Here is a 20,207-nt window from a genome sequence, read left to right as displayed (position 1 = left end):
CCATCCGAGGATTCGACTGACGTGAACCGGTTACTGAAAATAAGCCTTTCTTTGGCCCTGGCGGCCACGGCATCCGCTCTCGCATTGACCGATGCGCAGGCGCAGTATTATCGCGGCGGGAGCAACGATGTCGTTCTGGTCACGCCGGACGGGCGAATCCTCGATCAGTATTCAGAGCAGGATTATGTGAGAACGCGCGACGGGCGTGGCCGGCGTGTCTTGGTCGACCGCTACGGGAACGTCGTCGCCACCGAGATGCGGGCCAGCACCTACTACCCTCAGGCACCGGCTGACGACGGTTACAGCGATGGCGGCCGCTATGGCGACACGCAGCTTTCCAACAATGGCGGCTACCGCGACTATCGGCAGTATCGCGGCGACGGGAGTGATGGCAGCGTCATTACCGGCGGCATCCCTCGCGACAGCTCCATTCAGCGCGTGCCGCTCGACGATCAGGCCCAGCCGAATACGGACGCACAAACCCAGCAGGGTCAGACGAATCCGAACAGTAACGACTATGCCTCGATCGATCCGCAGCAAACGCCCGATATTCAGCGCAAGCCCCCGGCCGAACCGGTCATCACGCTGAAGGGCAAGTCGAAGATGGAGATCACGGCGATCGAGGTCTTCCTCGCTCGCCAGGGCATTTCGCCAGGCGCCATCGACGGCCGCATGGGTGGCAATGTCACCAAGGCCATCTACGCCTATCAGCAGATGACCGGCCAGACGCTTGATCCGAAGGATACGGATTCGATCCTCGAGCAGCTGCGCCTGTCGGGCGGCATGCCGATCATCAATTACACGATCACGCCCGCCGACGCCGCCGGCCCTTATGTCGCGTCGATCCCAGAGGACTATGCCGAAAAGGCCCAGATGCCATCGCTCGGCTATACCTCGACCACGGAAATGCTGGCCGAACGCTTCCATATGGATGAAGGCTATCTGAAGGAACTGAACCCGGGCGTCGATTTCACCGTCCCGGGCAGCACGATCAAGGTGGTCAATACCGGACCGAGCAAGACCGGCACTGTCGCGAAGATTCTTGCCGACAAGGGCCGCAAGCAGGTTTTCGCCTATGACGCCAACGGCACGCTGATCGCCGCTTATCCCGCTAGCATCGGCTCGACGGACACACCCTCGCCGTCCGGCACGGTCACGGTCGAGCGCGTCGCCTTCAACCCGGGCTACACCTATAATCCGAAGATCAATTTCAAGCAGGGCGCCAACGACAAGATTCTCGACATCCCGCCGGGGCCGAACGGCCCGGTCGGGGTTGTCTGGATGGCGCTATCGAAGCCGACCTACGGCATCCATGGCACGCCCGAACCCTCGAAGATCGGCAAGTCGCAGAGCCACGGCTGTGTGCGCCTCACCAACTGGGACGCAACCGCACTCGCGAAGATGGTCAAGCCCGGCGTGGTCGTCGAATTTGTGGATTGATTGGCAGTCCAAACAAACAAAAGGGCCGCCGGGAGATCTCCCGGCGGCCCTTTTGTTATCTTAAGATGGTCGATGCGCCGCAATCCAGTCAAAGAGCACCGATGTTCTTTCAGAAGCAATCGCGGAACAGCGCCTTGGTGTTTTCCAGCGTCATCGGCACCGGATTGCCACCGGCGCTCGGATCTTCGATCGCCATGGCCGAGAGTTCATCGATCCGGTCGGGCGCGATGCCCATCGCCGAGAGGCTTTCAGGAACGCCGAGTTCGGCACGCAATTGCAGCACGTAGTCGTAGAAGCCGTCGAAACCGCCGGAAATGCCGAGATATGCGGCGGCGCGGGCGATCTTGTCTTCGATGGGCTTGCGGTTGAAGCGCAGGACAGCCGGCATGACGACGGCATTGGTCATGCCGTGATGGGTGTTATAGACGGCGCCGATCGGATGCGACAGCGCATGAATGGCGCCGAGACCCTTCTGGAAGGCAACCGCGCCCATGGCGGCGGCGCTCATCATGTTGGCACGAGCTTCAAGGTCGGTGCCTTCCTTATAGGCGCGCGGCAGAAACTCCTTGACCAGCCGCATGCCTTCCAGCGCGATGCCGGCCGACATCGGATGATAGAAGGGCGAGGAATAGGCTTCCAGACAATGCGCGAACGCATCCATGCCGGTGCCGGCGGTGATGACCTTCGGCATGCCAACCGTCAGTTCCGGATCGGCGATGACGACGCCCGGCAGGAACTTCGGATGGAAGATGATCTTCTTCACATGCGTCTGGGAATTGGTGATGACGCTGGCGCGGCCGACTTCCGAGCCGGTGCCGGCCGTTGTCGGCACGGCAACGATCGGGGCAATGCCCTCAACATTGGCGCGGGTCCACCAGTCGCCGATATCCTCGAAATCCCAGACCGGACGGGTCTGGCCGGCCATGAAGGCAACGCACTTACCAAGATCGAGGCCCGAGCCGCCGCCGAAAGCGACAACGCCGTCATGACCGCCGTCCTTGAATGCCTTGACGCCGGCATCGAGGTTCTTCTCGTTCGGATTGGGGTCGACATCGGCGAAGATGGCGCGGCCGAGACCGGCGTCCTCGAGAATATCCAGCGCCGTCTTGGTGATCGCCATTGAGGCTAGGCCCCGGTCGGTGATCAGCAGCGGCTTCTTGATCCCCAGGCTCTTGCAGGCATCCGCCAGTTCCGTGATCCGGCCGCGACCGAGCTTGAAGGCAGTGGGATAGCTCCAATTGGCTGAGATAGTGCTCATGCTGTTACTTTCTTCAGATGGTAGGATTTCGGGCGCGTCAGATTGTGGAAGCCGATGACGGAGAGCGAACCGCCGCGGCCCGTTTCCTTGACGCCGGTCCAGCACAGCGCCGGGTCGAGATAATCTGCACGGTTCATGAAGACGGTGCCGGTTTCGATGTCGCGGCCGATGCGCGAGGCGCGCTCGACATCCTTGGTCCAGAGCGACGCCGTCAGGCCATAGGGGCTGTCGTTCATCAACTCCAGCGCTTCCGCGTCGTTCTTGACCTTCATGATACCCACGGCCGGACCGAAGGTTTCCTCGCGCATGAAGGCCATGGAGTGATCGACATTGACGAGGATCTGCGGCGCGAGATAGGCGCCGCCGTCATCGGCCGGAAAAAGCTTGGGATCGACCAACGCCTTGGCACCCTTGGCAACGGCATCGGCAATCTGCTCGCGCACCACCTTGGCGAAGCGCTTATGCGCCATCGGTCCGAGCGTGGTTTCCGGATCGAGTGGGTTGCCGAGCTTGTAGTTCGACACCCAGGCAAGCGACTTCTCGACGAAGGCGTCATAGAGCGATTCATGCACATAGATGCGCTCGATGCCGCAGCAGCATTGGCCGGAATTGAAGGTAGCGCCGTCCATCAGCGTGTCGACGGCGGCCTCCAGGTCGGCATCTTCCATGACATAGCCCGGATCCTTGCCACCAAGCTCGAGGCCGAGGTTGGTGAAGGTGCCGGCGGCAGCACGCTCGATCGAGCGCCCGCCTTCGACCGAACCGGTGAAGTTGACGAAATTGAAGCTGCCGGCGGCGATCAGGGCCGAGGTCGTGGCGTGATCGAGAAAGACGTTCTGGAAAACATCGGCGGGAACGCCGACTTCGACAAAGGCCTGCACCAGCCGCTCGCCGACCAGAAGCGTCTGGCTGGCATGCTTCAGGATGACGGTATTGCCGGCCATCAGCGCCGGAGCGACCGTATTGATCGCTGTCATATAGGGATAGTTCCACGGCGCGATGACGAAGACGACGCCGTGCGGCTCACGCTCGATGCGGCGCGCAAAATTCGCGCTGTCTTCCACCACCAGCGGCGCCAGCGCATCAGCTGCGATCGAGGCGACATAATTGGAGCGCTCGTTGAAACCGCGATATTCGCCGCCATACTTGATCGGGCGGCCCATCTGCCAGGTCAGCTCCGGCACGACGACATCGGCCATCTCGTTAAGACGGGCAACGCCCTTCAGCACCAGCTGAACACGGTCTTCCAAGGGGCGACGTGCCCAATCCTTCTGCGCCTTGCGGGCGCGAGCCACCACGTCCTTGGCGGCTTCCAGCGACAGCGCCGGGCGCTCCGCATAAACCTCGCCGTTCACGGGTGATACACATGTGATCATGGTCATGATCGAAATCCTGTTTTTATAGTCACGAACATATTTTCGGCTGGCCGCGAAGACGATTCCCGCAAGCCCCGCGCCGCCGAAAGAAGCGCTTTGCCGCAGCCGCCTTCCCTGCCGTCGTCCGGCGACGAAAATTGGGCAGGGCTCATAATCAACGGCAGGCTTACGCCCTTTCGAATCCGCGCGCCACCTCCCAATCCGTGATGCGGCGGTCATATTCCTCCTGCTCCCATTCGGCAGCGCGAGTATAGTGATCGATGACCTCGTCGCCGAAGGCTGCGCGCAGCATCTTCGAGCCCGACAGCGCCACAGCGGCATCGCGCAGCGTGCGCGGAATTTCGCGAACCTCGCGGGCACCATAGGCGTCGCCGACGAAAGGCGCTTCCAGCTCAAGCTTGTTCTCGATGCCGTCGAGACCGGCGGCGATCAGCGCGGCAAAGGCGAGATAGGGATTGAGATCAGAGCCGCCGACGCGGCATTCGATGCGGATGCTCTTGGTCTCCGCACCGCAAAGACGATAGCCCGCCGTGCGGTTGTCCGTGCTCCAGATCGCCTTGGTGGGCGCGAAGGTGCCTGCGACGAAACGCTTGTAGGAATTGATATAGGGCGCGAGGAAATAGGTGATTTCGCTGGCATGGTTCAAAAGCCCGGCGACGTAATGCTTCATCAGCGGCGTCATGCCATGCTCTGCCTCTTTGTCGAAGAACAGCGGTGTCTTGCCGTCGGCGCTCCACAGCGACTGGTGGATATGCGACGAGCTGCCGGCGGCGCTGTAGTTCCACTTCGCCAGGAAGGTGATGGCCTTGCCCTTTGCCCAAGCAATCTCCTTGCAGCCGTTCTTGATGATCGCATGGCGGTCGGCCATATCAAGCGCGTCGGCATAGCGAACGTTGATTTCCTCCTGGCCGGCCGAGGCCTCGCCCTTGGAGTTCTCAACCGGGATCTCGGCGCCCTGTAAGCCCTTGCGGATCGCCCGCATCACATCCTCTTCCTTGGTGGTCTGGAAGATGTGGTAATCTTCATTGTAGCCGCTGACGAGATTGAGGTTGCGATAGCCGGATTCGCGGGCGCTGTCATAGGTTTGGTCGAACAGGAAGAATTCGAGCTCCGAGGCCATGTAGGCCTTCATGCCCAGCGCTTCGAGACGCTTGACCTGCTTCTTGAGGATGGCACGCGGGGAGTGAGCTACTTCTTCGTGCGTGTGATGATCGAGCACATCGCAGAGCACGAGCGCCGTGCCTTCGAGCCAGGGAATACGGCGAAGCGTAGAGAGATCCGGCTTCATCGTATAGTCGCCATAACCCTTCTCCCAGCTTGTCGACTTGTAGCCGGAGACGGTTTCCATCTCGATATCGGTCGCCTGCAGATAGTTGCAGCTATGCGTTTCCTTCCAGGCGCTTTCGACAAAGAATTCCGCCTGGAATCGTTTGCCCATCAGGCGGCCCTGCATGTCCACCTGGCATGCCAGAACCGTATCGATGCGACCCTCGGCCACATCCAGTCTGAGGTCGTCGAGCGTATAGCTAGTGCTCATGTTTGATCCGCCTGAACATTAATGGTGGCATCGGACAACAAAACGACAAAACCACATTCCCTGACGGGAGGCGCCGCGTTTGTGCCGGTGAAAGAGGCCGCACGGATGCGGCCTCGTGATTTTGGGCCGTATAGTCCGACCCTCAGCTTTCGCCGACAGCCGCTTCCGCCGCTGCAATATCAGCCTTGCGCTTGGCGATCGCATCACCAATCGGCGGGCCCTTGAAGCGGCGGCGCTCGAAACCGAACCAGACGATTGCCGTCAGCACGAGGAAGCCGACGGTAATGATACCGGCCCAGTCATTCGGCGGCTGAATGCCGAGAACGAAGATGATGATCATCGCGATGACCGTCAGCACGGCAAAAAGCTTGAACAGCCCCTCACCAAGGTTCCACGGTCCCATCTTGTCCCACTTCGACGTGCCCCATGCGAACAGGCCGAGCGTGATCGGGATCGCGAAGGAGAAGAACAGGAAGATGACGGTGCACGAAACGACGATGCTGTAGACAGGCGTATCGCCGATCGAAACCAGCGAGGAACCCCAGACGAACAGCACCGAAAGGATCGAACCGGCCCAGATCGCCGAAACCGGCGTACGGTATTTCGGGCTGACCTTGGAGAGTGCCTTGGAAGCCGGAAGGCCGCCGTCACGCGAGAACGCGAAGATCATGCGCGATACCGACGTTACCGTCGCCAGGCCGCACAGCCACTGGCTGATGAAGATCAGGAAATACAGGATGTCCTTGATGATCGGGTTCACCTGAGCATCCATCGCCCAGAAGAACACGTTCCAGCCCTGCTTTGCGGCATCGTCCATGTTCGGGAGCATCAGGACGAAAGAGCACAGCATGATGTAGCCGAACAATGCCGACCAAAGCACGGAGGCCACCATGCCGCGAGGAACGGAATGAGCCGCCTTGACGGTTTCTTCCGACGTATGCGCCGAAGCGTCATAGCCGGTGATCGTATAGATCGGCAGCAGCAGACCGAGAGCGAAGACCCAGAAGGTGGAAACCTGCGGCCAGACCGGAGCGCCGGTCGCCGTGCCGTCGGCTGCGATCGTTGCCACGCCCGAATAGTTCGTGAAGGTGAACAGGCGGGCAAAGTCATAGGAGGGTGCGGCGAGCAGGCACACGATCGCCAGTGCGATCGACGTTGCAAAGATCAGATAGCCGGAAAAGTCGGTCAGCTTCGCCGTCAGTCCGATACCCATATGGTTCACCAACGCCTGAAGGCCGGTGATGACGACCAGGAACACCATGCGGACCAAGGTCGTATCGGTCATGCCGAAATAGCCGCCGAAGGCGCCGATGAAGAAGTAGTAGGTGCCGACATTGATCGCGCCGAGAACCGTCACGAGGCCGAGAAGGTTGAACCAGGCGGTCAGCCAGCCGGTGAAGCGGTTACCGAGGATAGAGCCCCAGTGATAGAGGCCGCCCGCTGTCGGATACGCCGAACTGATCTGCGCCATCGCAACGGCAAAGACGAGGGAAATAAAGCAACCGACCGGCCAGCCGATGCCGATTGCCGCACCGCCTGCGCCTGACGTTGCCTGGGCAAGCGAATTGATACCACCGGAAAGAATACAAATAATCGAAAAGGATACCGCAAAATTCGAAAACGAGCTCATGCGCCGTTCCAACTCCTGGGCATAGCCCATGGAGTGCAGGATATGCACATCCTCTTTCTTGTCTAAGTCTGTGTAATCAGACATGTCATTCCCCCTAAAACCAAGCCTTCCGCGGAATTGCGGAGGACCGTGTGTCATGTGAGCCACCGGCTTTTTGCCGTATGGCCCGATCGCAGTTGAGCTGCTCCCCGAGGTCTTTTCTTCTTCTAGTCAGGCTTCCAGACTGCTCTGCAGAAGCCCTGTCAGATAGTCGGCCACGACCTCTTGGCCGACGTCATCCACGATGAGGTCGTTGCGGACCTCGATCATTACGTTATGCAAACCATTGGCGATCCCATGCAATTTCAGCGTATGGGTAACGCCATCCTCTGGCCCGTAAGGTTCGTTGCGCTCGGTACGATAGAGCGGCGCCTCAGCCGCCGCATCGAGCATGCAATCCGCCAGCCAGCGATCGTCATCATGCAGAATGCCGAGCTCCACCGCCCGGGGCTTGCCGTTGTAGACAGACGTAAAACTGTGGACGGTGACGATCACGGTTTTTTGTCCACTGTTCGCCCGCTCTTTCAAAAGTGCCTGAATGCGGTTGTGAAACGGTATGTAAAGTGCCTCGGTCCGTGCCTCCCGGTCTGCGGCGCGCAGATGCTGATTGCCGGGGATCGTATAGATCTCGCTAGTTTCCGGCATGGCACCGGCGCTTTCCGGCGGCCGGTTGCAGTCATAGATCAGACGCGAGAAGCGCTGATGGACCAGTGTTGCATCGAGACTGTCGGAGATTTTCCGGGCAACAGCCAATGCCCCAGGATCCCAGGCAATGTGGCTGGAAAGCGCTTCAGGCGACAGACCAAGATCGCCGAAGCGTTCCGGCAGCCTGCGAGATGCGTGTTCGCAAATGATGAAAAACGGGCTCTTTCCGTCCGGCCGTTCGACCGCAACGCATTCGCCATCCGCTTCCGTCAGAATGCCTTGCTGGGCCAGCATTGAAGGCGCCCCATCGCTACTTAATAAAATATTTATAAGAAAAGAATTCTTCAGGTTTCAGCCACTGTCAACTCCAAACTGAAATTATTTCTTCATTTGTGACATTGACACGAAATGTGACAGCGTTGTTATATCGTCACAGGAGACTGGCATAAGACCGTCCCGGGGAGCTAAAATCGAGTGAGCAATGCGTCGAAGACAGTTTCGGACGTAATCCATGCCCAATTCGACGCGTTGACACGCGCCGAAAAGCAGCTCGCCAAGAGCCTGCTCGACAACTACCCCGTTTCGGGGTTGGGCAGCATTACGACGGTCGCCGAGAACGCCCGCGTGTCCACGCCGACCGTGGCGCGCATGGTGCAGAAACTCGGCTATAAGGGTTATCCCGATTTTCAGTCGCACCTCCATCATGAGGTCGAGGCGACCATCTCCAATCCGCTGACCAAGCATGACCGCTGGGCATCCAATGCCCCCGGCACGCACATCCTCAACCGCTTTGCCGATGCCATCATGGGCAATCTCCGCCAAACGCTGACGGACATCGATGTGGCAACCTTCGAAAGCGTCGCCGCGCTCCTGTCGGAGCGTAAACGCGGGCTTTATTTCGTCGGTGGGCGTATCACCGGCGCGCTGGCCGAATATTTCTTCACCCATATGCAGGTCATCCGCCCGAACACGACCCTGCTCTCGTCCAATTCAAGCTCGTGGCCGCAATATGTGTTGAACATGAACCCCGGCGACCTGCTCGTGATCTTCGATATCAGGCGCTATGAGCAGGAGATGGTCAATCTCGCTGCCGCCGCCCGCCGCCATGGGGCCGAGATCATCGTCTTTACCGATCAATGGGCTACACCCGCCGCCAAGCATGCCAAGCACACGTTTCGCGTGCAAATAGAAGCGCCTTCGGCTTGGGATTCCTCTGTCGTCACCCTCTTTATCGTCGAAGCGCTGATCGAGGCCGTGCAGAGTTCGACCTGGGACGAGACGAGCGAGCGCATGAAAACCCTGGAAGGCCTCTTCGAACAGACACGCCTGTTTCGCAAGCTAAGTTAGAGGGAAAAGAAGTATTGAATAACGACCTGCAAATTCGCCAGCAAGACATTGTCCGTCACAGTTCGTGAATAAGAGTAAATCCTTGCATTTGCTGGAAACGCAACTCATTGAACCCGTCACACAACCTTCATGCAACGTCATTAACAGCAACGCCAGACACTGAAAACCTAAAAGGAGGAATACCAGTGATCACGAAAATTCATCGTCTTCTGACGCTCTCCACCGCGATGATCATGGCTTCGACCGCCATCGCGGCTGCTGAACCGAGCGCGGACCTCATCGCTGCCGCCAAGAAGGAAGGCACGCTGACCACCATCGCCCTGCCCCACAACTGGTGCGGTTATGGCGACCTTATCGCAGCCTTCAAGGCGAAGTATGGCATCGAGGTCAACGAACTCAATCCAGACGCCGGCTCGGGTGATGAAGTCGAAGCCATCCGCGCCAACAAGGGCAACACCGGCCCGCAAGCTCCCGACGTGATCGACGTCGGTCTCTCCTTTGGTCCCTCCGCCAAGAAAGACGGCCTGATCCAGCCTTATAAGGTCTCGACCTGGGATTCCATTCCGGACAGCGCCAAGGATGCCGACGGCTACTGGTACGGCGATTATTACGGCGTTCTCTCCTTCGTCGTGAACAAGGACATCGTCAAGAACCCGCCGAAGGACTGGGCTGACCTGCTGAAGCCGGAATATGCCAACACGGTATCGCTCGCTGGCGACCCGCGCACGTCCAACCAGGCCGTCCAGGCAGCTTACGCTGCCGGCCTCGCCGCTGGCGAAAAGGATGCGACCAAGATCGGCGAAGCCGGCCTGAAGTATTTCGCTCAGCTCAACAAGGCTGGCAACTTCGTTCCGGTCATCGGCAAGTCCGCTTCGCTCGCTCAGGGTGCTACCCCGATCGTCGTTGCATGGGACTATAACGGCCTCGCATGGCGCGACAGCCTGAACGGCAACCCACCGGTTGAAGTCACCGTTCCGGCTTCGGGCGTTGTCGCCGGCGTCTACGTGCAGGCGATCTCGGCTTTCGCTCCGCACCCGAACGCCGCCAAGCTCTGGATGGAATTCCTTTATTCCGACGAAGGCCAGGTTGGCTGGCTGAAGGGCTATTGCCACCCGATCCGCTTCAACGATCTTGCCAAGAACGGCAAGATTCCGAAGGAACTCCTCGACAAGTTGCCGCCGGCTGCCGCCTATGAAAAGGCTATCTTCCCGACGCTCGACGAACAGGCTGCTGGCAAGACCGCTATCACCACCAATTGGGACAGCGTCGTCGGTTCGAACGTACAGTAATCCGACTTGAAATGACCTCCCCGTTTCGACGGGGAGGTTTTCCGTTTTTCGATGCCGTAGATTGGGCACTTCATGAGCACCGTCACAACATCAACGATCAGTTCTGCTCCCCTGATCAGCAAGCGCGCCGTCATCGACTGGCTGGGTATTGCACCCTTCCTGCTCTTCGCGCTGCTGTTTCTGATTTTCCCGACGATCTACCTGGTCGCCGGCGCATTTCTGACACCGGACGGTAGCCTCACGCTCAAGAACATCGCCGATCTGTTCACGCCGTCCATCATGAATTCCTACTGGATCAGTATCAAGGTGTCGGTCGTTTCCGCGCTTGGCGGCGCGCTGATCGGTTTCTATCTCGCCTGGGCACTGGTCATGGGCGGCCTTCCGGCTTGGGTCCGCCATACATTTCTGACCTTTTCGGGCGTAGCCTCCAATTTCGCCGGTGTACCGCTGGCCTTCGCGTTCATCGCCACGATCGGCCGTCTCGGGCTCGTCACCGTGCTGATGGTAGAGTTGTTCGGCTTCAATTTGTATTCGACCGGCTTCAATCTCTACAGCTTCATCGGCCTCACCATCACCTACATGTATTTCCAGATCCCACTGATGGTGCTGATCATCACGCCGGCCCTCGATGGCATGAAGAAGGAATGGCGCGAAGCCGCCTCCATCCTCGGTGCTACCAACGGGCAATATTGGCTGATGGTTGCGTTGCCTATCCTCTGGCCGAGCCTGCTCGGCACGACGCTGCTGCTGTTTGCCAACGCTTTTGGCGCAATCGCGACAGCCATCGCACTGACAGGCAGCTCGCTCAATATCGTGCCGATCCAGCTCTACGCGCAAATCCGCGGCGATGTGCTGCATAATGCCAATCTCGGCTATGCCATGGCGCTCGGCATGATCGTCATCACCGGCATCTCGAACGTCATCTACATTCTCATGCGTATGCGCGCTGAACGGTGGCAAAAATGAAACTGCAAAAATTCTTTGCCTGGATCGCGGTTGCCATCGGCGCCTTCTATTTCATCGTACCGCTTATCGGCACGCTGGAGTTCTCGTTGCGCATGCGTCGCAACGCCTACAGTTTTGATGCCTATACCTCGGTCTTTTCCGATCCGAACTTCCTTTACGCCTTTGGCTATTCCATGCTGATGGCAGTACTGACCATTATTTTCGGCATGCTGCTTGTGGTGCCGACAGCCTATTGGGTTCGCCTGCGCTTGCCGCAAATACGCCCACTGGTGGAATTCATCACCTTGATGCCGCTGGTCATCCCGGCGATCGTCATCGTCTTCGGCTATTTGCGTCTCTATAACTCGTCGTCGATCCTGCCGCTGACGGGCTATAATCAAACGACGAATATCCTGCTCGTCTGCTCGTACATTGTGCTGTCCTTGCCCTACATGTATCGTTCGGTCGATACGGCGATGCGTACGATCGACATCGGCACGTTGACCGAAGCTGCCGAAAGCCTGGGTGCCAGCTGGACGACCATCATGTTCAAATGCATCTTCCCGAATGTCATGAGCGGCGTGCTTTCCGGCGCCTTCATTACGCTCGCGATCGTCATGGGCGAGTTCACCATGGCCTCGCTCCTCAATCGTCCGGCATTCGGCCCCTACATGCAGCTCGTCGGCGCCAACCAGGCCTATCAGTCCTCAGCGCTGGCGATCATCGCACTCGCCATAACCTGGCTCAGCATGGGCTTGCTCCAGCTGGTCTCCCGTTTCTCAAAATCCGCTCCGATTAAGGCGTAAGGCTCCCCACCATGGCTTTTCTCGAACTCACCCATCTCAAGAAATCCTTCGGCGAAGTTCAGGTCGTTCACGACTTCACCATGCACATCGAGAAGGGAGAATTCATTTCCTTCCTCGGACCGTCGGGCTGCGGCAAGACGACCGTGCTGCGCATGATCGCTGGCTTCGAAAGCCCGACCGCCGGAACCCTGACGATCAACGGCAAGGACCAGCGCCCGCTGAAGCCGAACCAGCGCAATATCGGCATGGTGTTCCAGGCCTATGCGCTGTTTCCGAACATGACCGTGCACGACAATGTCGCCTTCGGCCTCAAGGTCGCCGGAATGGCCAAGCCCGACATCGATAAGCGCGTCAAGGAAATGCTCGGCCTGATCAAGCTCGATCATCTGGCCGACCGCTATCCCTACCAGATGTCCGGTGGCCAGCAGCAGCGCGTGGCGCTCGCCCGCGCCATCGCCGTCAAGCCGCAGGTCTTGCTGCTCGACGAACCGCTCTCGGCGCTCGACGCCAAGATCCGCGTATCGCTGCGCGAGGAAATCCGCGCCATCCAGCGGCAGCTTGGCATCACCACCGTCTTCGTAACACACGATCAGGAAGAAGCCCTGTCGATCTCCGATCGCATCGTCGTCATGAACGGCGGCCGCGCCGATCAGATCGGGACGCCCTACGAAATCTACAACACCCCAGCCACCCGCTTTGTCGCCTCCTTCGTCGGCACGCTGAACCTGATCGAAGGCAAGGTCGTCGATCCGGACAGCAACCGCATCATGATCGGCGATCAGGGCGTGACCCTGAAGCAGTCGGTCACCGCCTACAAGCCGGGCGACACCGTATCGCTGGCACTGCGTCCTGAAGCGGGATCGCTGGCTGAATCGGCCAAGGGCGACACTGCGCTGACCGGCGAAGTCTCCTCGGCGCATTTCCTCGGTTCTGTCATCCGAACGCGCATGAATGTCGGCGGCAACACCATCTCCTTCGACATGTTCAACAGCCCCGGCCTGTTGCCGCCCAGTGTCGGTGAAAAGGTGACACTGCGCTTCGCATCCTCCGATCTGCTGGTCATCCAGGACTGATCGACGTCTGTTGGATAAATTTTTTACAAGCGCCGGGTTAATCGCCCGGCGTTTTTCTTTGATTTCTGCTGCGCTGCACTTATATTCCGACCGTTCTCAGGGCGGGGTGAGATTCCCCACCGGCGGTATGGAGACTTGTCTCCGAGCCCGCGAGCGCCTTCCACACAATGGAAGGGTCAGCAGATCCGGTGAGAGGCCGGAGCCGACGGTATAGTCCGGATGGAAGAGAGCAAGCAGAGTCGATGGCTCCTCCGCGCGAGGAGTTCGGCGGCCTTGCGTGTTCGCCCAAGGGATATTGAGTTAAACCCTTGAAAGGCAGAGTTCATGACTATCTCCATTTCCACACAACCGGGCCGCATTGCACTGATCCGGGCCCGTTGGCACGCCGACATCGTTGATCAAAGCGTCGATTCCTTCATTGCCGAATGGCAGAAGACCGATGGGGCTTCCCCCATCGACATCTTCGATGTGCCGGGCGCCCTGGAAATCCCGCTACATGCCCAGACGCTTGCCCGCAACGGACGCTATTCGGCCATTGTCGCCACCGCTTTCGTTGTCGACGGCGGGATTTATCGCCACGAGTTCGTTGCCAATACCGTTCTTGACGCGATGATGCGCGTCCAGCTCGACACCGGCGTACCGATCCTCTCGGCCGTGCTGACGCCACATCATTTCCAGGAATCGGAGGCGCATATCCAATTCTTCAAGGAGCATTTCGTCCTCAAGGGCCGCGAAGTCGCAAACTCCTGCCGGCAGATCCTCGCCGAGCGCGCCAAGCTGCTGCCATCGGTCACGGTCTGAGTTAAGATGATGGAGGCGCGGCAAGGCCCCGCCTCCATTTTTCCGTTGGGAGCACCGCATGGCCGTTCTGCGCATCATTCCCAATCTCCACGCCGCCGATCCGGCGAGAGCCCGTCTTTTCTACGGTAACCTGCTCGGCCTCGATATTGTCATGGATCACGGCTGGATCCTCACCTTCGCCTCCGACGCACCAACCGTGCCGCAGATCAGCATTGCCAGCGAAGGCGGCTCCGGAACCATCGTCCCCGATCTTTCCATCGAGGTCGATGATGTCGATGAGCTTTATGCGCGCGCCCAATCGATGCAGTTCGATATCGTCTACGATCTGACCGACGAACCCTGGGGTGTCCGGCGCTTCTATGTCCGCGATCCACTCGGCAGGATCGTGAATATTTTGTCGCACCGATAGGACACCTACCCCAAATCGACCTTGAAGGTCACCCGCTCCGCCGACCATACCGTTTCCGCATAGGCTATGGGCGCACCGGAAACATCAACATCCACCTTGAGGATCATCAACACAGGCGCCGATTTTGGCTGCCGCAACAGCCGCGCCTCTTCGCCGGTCGGCATGCGCGCCTCAATCTCGGTCGACAGGCGCTCGTAGTCGCGAACACCGTAGCTTGCCAGTGCCGCCGTGATCGTCGGATATTGTAGCCGCACCTTGTCGAAATCGGGAAAACGCTCCGCAGGATAATAGGTGTCGCCGAGTTCGATGGGAACGTTATCGGCGGTCATCACGCCGCGGCGATGGATGACCGGCGCGCCGGGAACAAGCTTCAGCCGCGCCGCCACGCGCTCGGATGCCGGAATGATCTCGTGGATCAGCAATTCCCCACCGGGCTCGAAGCCCTGCTCGATGAGATTCTTGGAAAACCTCGTCTTCTTCGAGAGCGTATAATCGATAGCACCCCTGTGCACGAACGTGCCACGCCCCTGCTCGGCGCGTACCAATCCCCGCTGCTCCAGATGCCCGAGCGCCTGACGGACGGTAAAGCGGCTGACACCGAAGCGCTCCATCAGCTCCGGTTCTGTCGGCAATTTGGCGCCTGCGGCAAACGTCCCGGCGGCAATATCCGCCGCCAGAACCTCGCCGATCTGATGCCAGAGAGCGCTGCCGCTCTTGCGATCGATCGTCTCCATATCACACGCGCTTCTCGAGCCGGAACAACAGCTTGTATTCGGCGGGATAGGAGAGCGCATCGAGAATGCTCGGGTAATATTTGCGGTCCTTCGAGCCACTCACGAAGCCATCATAGCCGAAACGTCGGACGGAGACATCGAAGCCGGCCGCCACGAAAGCGTCGATGTAATCCTGCGGCGACCGGTCCTGCACCGGCGCATTGCTGTTGCCGCCGATCAGTTCCCGCCATTTCGGCCAGAGCGGCATTTCATTGTGGCAGCCGGTGACGGCATAATAGACGCCGCCGTTGCGCATGACCTGAAACATCTGCTCGGCATGCTGCCGCAACTCCGGCAAGAGATAGACGACCTCATAGCTGAAGGCGACGTCGAAGCTGTCGGCAAAGGGTGAGAGATCAGTCGTGACGTGAAATTGCAGCGGCATATTGCCCTTGGCGGCATCAGCGGCGGCAACGGATTCCGAGGCAATATCGATGCCGACACCGCGGCGAAACGGCCGCATTGCATAAAGCAGCCGCAGAAAACCGCCGCGATTGCAGCCGAAATCCAGTACCGTCTTCGACGAAAAATCCCGCTCCGGCACGGTCTCGATGAAATGCCGCCAAAGCGGACTATGCGATGCCGCCATCGCGATGTCGCCATTCGGTTCGGTATGCCATGTCGCATAAGTGGAAGCTGCGTTTGTCATGATGCGCTCGCTGTTGGAGTGGACTGAGCGAGAGATAACGCGCCTCTGTGACAAGGATATGAATTCGTCCGGACGACTGGACTATTCCAAGCCGCCACCAGGCAAATAAAAAAAGGCTCCGCCGAAACGGAGCCATTGGCTAAAATGTGAGATGCTCATTGTCGGAACAATCGGTCGATCTGCTCACCAAGTTCCGATGAACGCCGCGCTGGCCAACAACCCACCCGTCAAAATATTTGCCAGGAACAGACGGAAATTCACCTCGGGGCGGGAAAGATCGATCCGCCAGGTTTGCCAGGCAAGGTGCGCCGCAATGACCAGCATTCCGATGGCGTAGGGCAACGACATGCCCAACAGCCAGCCCCCGAGCGACCACGCACCGACCGTCAAGGCGTAAAACACGCCGATCCAGATCTTGCCATTTCGCCCAAACAGGATCGCCGTCGATTTGAGGCCAAGTCGGGAATCGTCTTTCACATCGACGTAAGCATAGACGGTGTCGTAACCAATCTGCCATGCGATGGCTCCCGCCCACATGAGGACCGCTCCCAGCGGAATATGTCCCGTAACCTCGGCCCATGCCATGAGCATCCCCCAATTGAACGCCGCGCCGAGAACGGCCTGAGGCCAATGGGTGAAGCGCTTGCAGAGCGGATAGACGAACACGAGTGGCAGAACGCATATGGTGACAAGGCGCGTGTAGGGCGTCAGGAAAGACAGGAGAGAGGCCGCCAACGCAAGCTGGATGGCCAGAAAGGCCAGGGCTTGCGGCACGCCGGTCTGTCCACTTGCCAAGGGCCTGAAGCGGGTCCGCTCAACGTGACCATCAAACTTTCGGTCGGCAATATCATTGACAGTGGAACCGGCGCTTCTCATCAGCAAAGCACCGAGAGAGAAGATCGCCAGTTGCCGGAGATCGGAAAATCCATGCGACGCCTGAACTAGCGCAGCCCAACAGGGAAAAAGTGTCAGCCATATTCCCACCGGGCGGTCCAGCCGTGCCAACCTTGCGAATGGCCGCCATGTGATGGGCAACCGACGCTCCACCCAGTCGCCTCGATGAATGTCACTTAAATCCGGGCGGCTTAAAGGCGTCATGGAATGATCCAGGTTCGCGTCGCCAAACTCCCAATGAAAGCAGGAGTTTTGCAACTGCATTTCGCAATATCGAAGAAACGCGGGCGGCTTCAACACCACTATCTAAGCTGATTCTACATATCGCTTAAGGGCTCCGAGGAGACGGAGCCCTCTCTTATTTGCTGGATCTAAAGGCTAAGCCCGGATGGCCTGACCATTCTCGTCGAAGCGATGCATATGTCCCGTGTCCGGCGTCGCATAGACCGTCTCGTCCGGCTCATATTGGTGCTCACCGAACAGGCGCACGGTCAAAAGGCCGGTGTGGTCGGATTCGAGATAGATGATGGTGTCGGCGCCGAGATGTTCGACATGGACGACCTTGGCGGCCCAGGTGCCCTGCTCACGCGATAGCGTGATATGCTCGGGACGGATGCCGATGGTCTTGGCGCCCCCCTGTTCGAGCTTTTCCGCCGGGATGAGATTCATCTGCGGCGAGCCGATGAAGCCACCGACAAAGACATTAGCCGGGCGATTGTAGAGTTCCATCGGCGAGCCGATCTGCTCGATAGCCCCGGCATTCATCACGACGATCTTATCGGCCAGCGTCATCGCCTCGACCTGATCGTGGGTGACATAGATCATCGTCGCCTTCAGGCTGCGATGCAGGCGGGCGATTTCGAGGCGGGTCTGAACGCGGAGCGCCGCGTCGAGGTTCGACAGTGGCTCGTCGAACAGGAACAGTTCCGGCTCGCGCACAATGGCGCGGCCGATGGCAACGCGCTGACGCTGACCACCGGAAAGTTCGGCCGGACGACGGGCAAGATAAGGCTCGAGGGAGAGCATGCCCGACGCCTTGGCAACACGGCTCTCGATTTCTTCCTTCGCCGTGCCCGCTTGTTTCAGCCCGAGGCCCATATTGTCCTTCACCGTCAGATGCGGATAGAGCGCGTAGGACTGGAACACCATGGAAATGCCGCGCTTGGCCGGCGGCGTCACGGTCACGTCCTTGCCGTTGATCAGCACGGTGCCCGAGGTCACGTCCTCAAGGCCGGCAATACTGCGCAGCAGGGTCGACTTGCCGCAACCGGAGGGACCGACGAAGATGACGAACTCGCCGTCCTTCACCTCGAGGTCGATGCCTTTGAGCACATCATGCGTGCCATAGGCCTTACGGATGGATTTCAGTTGAAGCGATCCCACAGTCTTTTATCCTTACAAATAAACGGGCTTGCCGGTGCGTACGCTCTCGTCGGCGGCAAGGCAGATGCGCAGCGATTGAACGGCGTCGGTCATGTGGCGGCCAAGGTCGATATCCTCGCGGATGGCCTTGAGCATGAAGGCCTGCTCAAGATCGCACAGCTCCTGATGACCTGGCTCGCCGTCCATGTGAAGGTCCCGATCCGGCCGGATGAATTGGCCGCTCGGCCCGGTCTCGGCGCTATGCAGCCGGATGACGGAGGTCTTGGTGTGCGCGTCGATATCATCTGACTTGGCGTTCGGGTCCATGACGATGGACACCGCACCATTCGGCGACATCACATCCTTCACGAAGAAGGCAGTCTCGGACATCATCGGGCCCCAGCCGGCCTCGTACCAGCCGACCGAGCCATCCTCGTAGATCACCTGCAGATGCCCGTAATTGTACATGTCCGGCGCGATCTCGTTTGACAGGCGCAGGCCCATGCCGCGCACCTCGACCGGCTTGGCGTCGGTAATCTGACACATGACATCGACATAGTGCACACCGCAATCGACGATCGGCGACGTCGTCCGCATCAGCGCTTTATGCGTCTCCCAGGTCGGTCCGCTCGATTGCTGGTTCAGGTTCATACGGAAGACATAGGGGCCGCCAAGCTTGCGGGCTTCAGCAATCAACCGTGTCCATGAGGGGTGATGACGCAGGATGTAGCCGATCACCAGCTTGCGGCCGGCCCTCTTGGCGGCGGCAACCACGCGCTCCGCATCTTCAACTGTCGTCGCCAGCGGTTTTTCGACGAAGACATCGCAGCCTGCCTCGAAGGCCATGACGGCATAGTCAGCATGGCTGTCGGAATAGGTGTTGATCGAGCAGAGATCGGGCTTCAGCTCCTTCAGCGCCGTCTCGAAATCCGGATGGATCGTGTAGCCCTGCAGCTCCTCCGCAAGCTTCGGCCTGGAGCGGTTGACGAGGCCAACGATCTCGAAGCCGGGATTGTTGTGGTAGGCGAGCGCATGGCTGCGGCCCATATTGCCAAGGCCGGCGACCAAGACGCGGATCGGTTTTTCGGATGCACTCACTTGACTGCTCCAGAGGTAATGCCGCGAATGAGCTGGCGAGAGAAGATCACGTAAAGTACGAGGATCGGCAGGATGGCGAGCGTCAGCGCCGCCAGCACGGCGTTCCAATTGGTAACGAACTGGCCGATGAAGATCTGCGAGCCCAACGTCACCGTCTTGGTCGCCTCGCTCGGCGCCAGGATCAGCGGGAACCACAGGTCATTCCAGATCGGGATCATCGTAAAGACGGCAACGGTCGCCATGGCCGGACGGACCAGCGGCAGCACGAGGCGGAAGAAGATCGCATATTCGCTGAGGCCATCGATACGGCCCGCATTTTTCAGGTCATCGGACACGGTTCGCATGAATTCCGACAGGATGAAGACGGCAAGCGGCAGCGCCTGCGCCGTGTAGACGAGGATCAGCGCGGTCAGCGTATTGACCAGACCGGTTGCGACCATGCCCTGCAGGATGGCAACCGTACCAAGGCGGATCGGGATCATGATGCCGATGGCTAGATAAAGTCCCATCACCGTATTGCCGCGGAAACGATATTCCGACAGCGCGAAGGCAGCCATGGCGCCAAACAGCAGCGTGAAGATGATCGAAACGATCGTCACGATGAAGCTGTTCTGGAAATAGGTGAGGAAGCTCCCCTGCCCGAGCACGGTCTGATAGCCGATCAGGCTGAAGCTGGATGGCGTCGGGATGCTCAAGGGCGCGCGGAAGATCGAAGCGCGATCCTTGAACGAATTGATGATGGTCAGAAACACCGGGAAAATGGCAACGAGCGTATAGGCGATGAGCGCCAGATGCACGAGGCCGGTGCGGGCAAGGGACGTGCGTGCCTTGGACAT

At 59.3% G+C, this 20,207-nt stretch carries 19 protein-coding genes and 1 riboswitch; of the genes, 8 read left to right on the top strand and 11 right to left on the bottom strand.

Annotated features, from left to right (window positions below):
* The first annotated feature begins 21 nt into the window (after window positions 1-21).
* Window positions 22-1,440: a L,D-transpeptidase gene (locus tag PMI03_RS13620; protein ID WP_007694079.1), complete on the top strand. Its 1,419-nt coding sequence runs from the start codon at window positions 22-24 to the stop codon at window positions 1,438-1,440.
* A gap of 109 nt (window positions 1,441-1,549) precedes the next feature.
* Here PMI03_RS13620 and PMI03_RS13615 read toward each other — a convergent pair whose 3' ends face one another.
* From PMI03_RS13615 to PMI03_RS13595, 5 genes are all read right to left on the bottom strand, one after another.
* Window positions 1,550-2,698, bottom strand: a complete 1,149-nt coding sequence (locus PMI03_RS13615) for an iron-containing alcohol dehydrogenase (RefSeq protein WP_007694077.1) — start codon at window positions 2,696-2,698, stop codon at window positions 1,550-1,552.
* Window positions 2,695-4,080 carry an aldehyde dehydrogenase family protein gene (locus PMI03_RS13610; RefSeq protein WP_007694075.1) on the bottom strand — a complete coding sequence of 462 codons (1,386 nt, stop codon included), beginning with the start codon at window positions 4,078-4,080 and terminating at the stop codon, window positions 2,695-2,697. The genes PMI03_RS13615 and PMI03_RS13610 overlap by 4 nt, the downstream gene beginning before the upstream one ends.
* Before the next feature lie 160 nt (window positions 4,081-4,240).
* Window positions 4,241-5,611, bottom strand: coding sequence for a glutamine synthetase family protein (locus PMI03_RS13605; protein WP_007694073.1), 1,371 nt, complete (start codon window positions 5,609-5,611; stop codon window positions 4,241-4,243).
* A gap of 142 nt (window positions 5,612-5,753) precedes the next feature.
* Window positions 5,754-7,325 carry an amino acid permease gene (locus tag PMI03_RS13600; RefSeq protein ID WP_007694071.1) on the bottom strand — a complete coding sequence of 524 codons (1,572 nt, stop codon included), beginning with the start codon at window positions 7,323-7,325 and terminating at the stop codon, window positions 5,754-5,756.
* 126 nt (window positions 7,326-7,451) lie between these two features.
* Window positions 7,452-8,219, bottom strand: a complete 768-nt coding sequence (locus tag PMI03_RS13595; protein WP_007694069.1) for an N-formylglutamate amidohydrolase — start codon at window positions 8,217-8,219, stop codon at window positions 7,452-7,454.
* A 180-nt stretch (window positions 8,220-8,399) separates the two neighbouring features.
* Between PMI03_RS13595 and PMI03_RS13590 the strand changes: the two genes are divergently transcribed.
* The 7 genes from PMI03_RS13590 (at window position 8,400) to PMI03_RS13560 (ending at window position 14,595) form a co-directional block, all read left to right on the top strand.
* Window positions 8,400-9,272, top strand: coding sequence for a MurR/RpiR family transcriptional regulator (locus PMI03_RS13590; RefSeq protein ID WP_007694067.1), 873 nt, complete (start codon window positions 8,400-8,402; stop codon window positions 9,270-9,272).
* Window positions 9,273-9,457: 185 nt separating this feature from the next.
* Window positions 9,458-10,561: an ABC transporter substrate-binding protein gene (locus tag PMI03_RS13585; protein ID WP_007694066.1), complete on the top strand. Its 1,104-nt coding sequence runs from the start codon at window positions 9,458-9,460 to the stop codon at window positions 10,559-10,561.
* Between the two features lie 72 nt (window positions 10,562-10,633).
* Window positions 10,634-11,527: an ABC transporter permease subunit gene (locus PMI03_RS13580; protein ID WP_007694065.1), complete on the top strand. Its 894-nt coding sequence runs from the start codon at window positions 10,634-10,636 to the stop codon at window positions 11,525-11,527.
* Window positions 11,524-12,312 (top strand): iron ABC transporter permease, encoded by a 789-nt coding sequence (locus tag PMI03_RS13575; protein WP_007694062.1) that lies wholly within the window; start codon window positions 11,524-11,526, stop codon window positions 12,310-12,312. The genes PMI03_RS13580 and PMI03_RS13575 overlap by 4 nt, the downstream gene beginning before the upstream one ends.
* 11 nt (window positions 12,313-12,323) lie before the next feature.
* Window positions 12,324-13,385 carry an ABC transporter ATP-binding protein gene (locus PMI03_RS13570; protein ID WP_007694060.1) on the top strand — a complete coding sequence of 354 codons (1,062 nt, stop codon included), beginning with the start codon at window positions 12,324-12,326 and terminating at the stop codon, window positions 13,383-13,385.
* An 88-nt stretch (window positions 13,386-13,473) separates the two neighbouring features.
* Window positions 13,474-13,620: riboswitch (FMN riboswitch) on the top strand.
* Between the two features lie 89 nt (window positions 13,621-13,709).
* On the top strand, window positions 13,710-14,186 hold the full coding sequence (locus tag PMI03_RS13565; RefSeq protein WP_007694058.1) for a 6,7-dimethyl-8-ribityllumazine synthase: 477 nt from the start codon (window positions 13,710-13,712) through the stop codon (window positions 14,184-14,186).
* 58 nt (window positions 14,187-14,244) lie between these two features.
* A complete protein-coding gene (locus PMI03_RS13560) occupies window positions 14,245-14,595 on the top strand; it encodes a VOC family protein (RefSeq protein WP_007694055.1) in 351 nt (116 codons plus the stop codon).
* A gap of 5 nt (window positions 14,596-14,600) precedes the next feature.
* On the opposite strand, the gene phnF is transcribed toward PMI03_RS13560, so the two are convergent.
* The 6 genes from phnF to PMI03_RS13530 all read right to left on the bottom strand — a co-directional run bounded on the left by phnF (window position 14,601) and on the right by PMI03_RS13530 (window position 20,207).
* Window positions 14,601-15,329, bottom strand: coding sequence for a phosphonate metabolism transcriptional regulator PhnF (gene phnF, locus PMI03_RS13555; protein ID WP_007694053.1), 729 nt, complete (start codon window positions 15,327-15,329; stop codon window positions 14,601-14,603).
* Window position 15,330: 1 nt separating this feature from the next.
* On the bottom strand, window positions 15,331-16,017 hold the full coding sequence (locus tag PMI03_RS13550) for a bifunctional 2-polyprenyl-6-hydroxyphenol methylase/3-demethylubiquinol 3-O-methyltransferase UbiG (RefSeq protein ID WP_007694051.1): 687 nt from the start codon (window positions 16,015-16,017) through the stop codon (window positions 15,331-15,333).
* A 183-nt stretch (window positions 16,018-16,200) separates the two neighbouring features.
* Complete coding sequence (ubiA, locus tag PMI03_RS13545; RefSeq protein WP_039973969.1) at window positions 16,201-17,115, bottom strand: 4-hydroxybenzoate octaprenyltransferase; 915 nt, start codon at window positions 17,113-17,115, stop codon at window positions 16,201-16,203.
* A 174-nt stretch (window positions 17,116-17,289) separates the two neighbouring features.
* On the bottom strand, window positions 17,290-18,294 hold the full coding sequence (locus tag PMI03_RS13540; RefSeq protein ID WP_007694046.1) for an ABC transporter ATP-binding protein: 1,005 nt from the start codon (window positions 18,292-18,294) through the stop codon (window positions 17,290-17,292).
* Window positions 18,295-18,306: 12 nt separating this feature from the next.
* Window positions 18,307-19,371 carry a Gfo/Idh/MocA family protein gene (locus PMI03_RS13535; RefSeq protein WP_007694045.1) on the bottom strand — a complete coding sequence of 355 codons (1,065 nt, stop codon included), beginning with the start codon at window positions 19,369-19,371 and terminating at the stop codon, window positions 18,307-18,309.
* Window positions 19,368-20,207, bottom strand: coding sequence for a carbohydrate ABC transporter permease (locus PMI03_RS13530; RefSeq protein ID WP_007694044.1), 840 nt, complete (start codon window positions 20,205-20,207; stop codon window positions 19,368-19,370). Before PMI03_RS13530 ends, PMI03_RS13535 begins: the two co-directional genes overlap by 4 nt.

Source organism: Rhizobium sp. AP16, from assembly GCF_000281735.1.
GTDB classification, from domain to species: domain Bacteria; phylum Pseudomonadota; class Alphaproteobacteria; order Rhizobiales; family Rhizobiaceae; genus Rhizobium; species Rhizobium rhizogenes.
Note: the sequence above shows the minus strand (reverse complement) of the source record. Positions and strands in the feature narration are given on the sequence as shown.

Bases quoted from the DNA above. Each gene is read 5' to 3' on its own strand.
- phnF (WP_007694053.1), bottom strand. From the start codon at position 15,329: ATGGAGACGATCGATCGCAAGAGCGGCAGCGCTCTCTGGCATCAGATC.
- PMI03_RS13560 (WP_007694055.1), top strand. From the start codon at position 14,245: ATGGCCGTTCTGCGCATCATTCCCAATCTCCACGCCGCCGATCCGGCG.
- PMI03_RS13595 (WP_007694069.1), bottom strand. From the start codon at position 8,219: ATGCTGGCCCAGCAAGGCATTCTGACGGAAGCGGATGGCGAATGCGTT.
- ubiA (WP_039973969.1), bottom strand. From the start codon at position 17,115: ATGACGCCTTTAAGCCGCCCGGATTTAAGTGACATTCATCGAGGCGAC.
- PMI03_RS13575 (WP_007694062.1), top strand. From the start codon at position 11,524: ATGAAACTGCAAAAATTCTTTGCCTGGATCGCGGTTGCCATCGGCGCC.
- PMI03_RS13600 (WP_007694071.1), bottom strand. From the start codon at position 7,325: ATGTCTGATTACACAGACTTAGACAAGAAAGAGGATGTGCATATCCTG.
- PMI03_RS13570 (WP_007694060.1), top strand. From the start codon at position 12,324: ATGGCTTTTCTCGAACTCACCCATCTCAAGAAATCCTTCGGCGAAGTT.
- PMI03_RS13610 (WP_007694075.1), bottom strand. From the start codon at position 4,080: ATGACCATGATCACATGTGTATCACCCGTGAACGGCGAGGTTTATGCG.
- PMI03_RS13580 (WP_007694065.1), top strand. From the start codon at position 10,634: ATGAGCACCGTCACAACATCAACGATCAGTTCTGCTCCCCTGATCAGC.
- PMI03_RS13530 (WP_007694044.1), bottom strand. From the start codon at position 20,207: ATGTCCAAGGCACGCACGTCCCTTGCCCGCACCGGCCTCGTGCATCTG.
- PMI03_RS13565 (WP_007694058.1), top strand. From the start codon at position 13,710: ATGACTATCTCCATTTCCACACAACCGGGCCGCATTGCACTGATCCGG.
- PMI03_RS13605 (WP_007694073.1), bottom strand. From the start codon at position 5,611: ATGAGCACTAGCTATACGCTCGACGACCTCAGACTGGATGTGGCCGAG.
- PMI03_RS13615 (WP_007694077.1), bottom strand. From the start codon at position 2,698: ATGAGCACTATCTCAGCCAATTGGAGCTATCCCACTGCCTTCAAGCTC.
- PMI03_RS13550 (WP_007694051.1), bottom strand. From the start codon at position 16,017: ATGACAAACGCAGCTTCCACTTATGCGACATGGCATACCGAACCGAAT.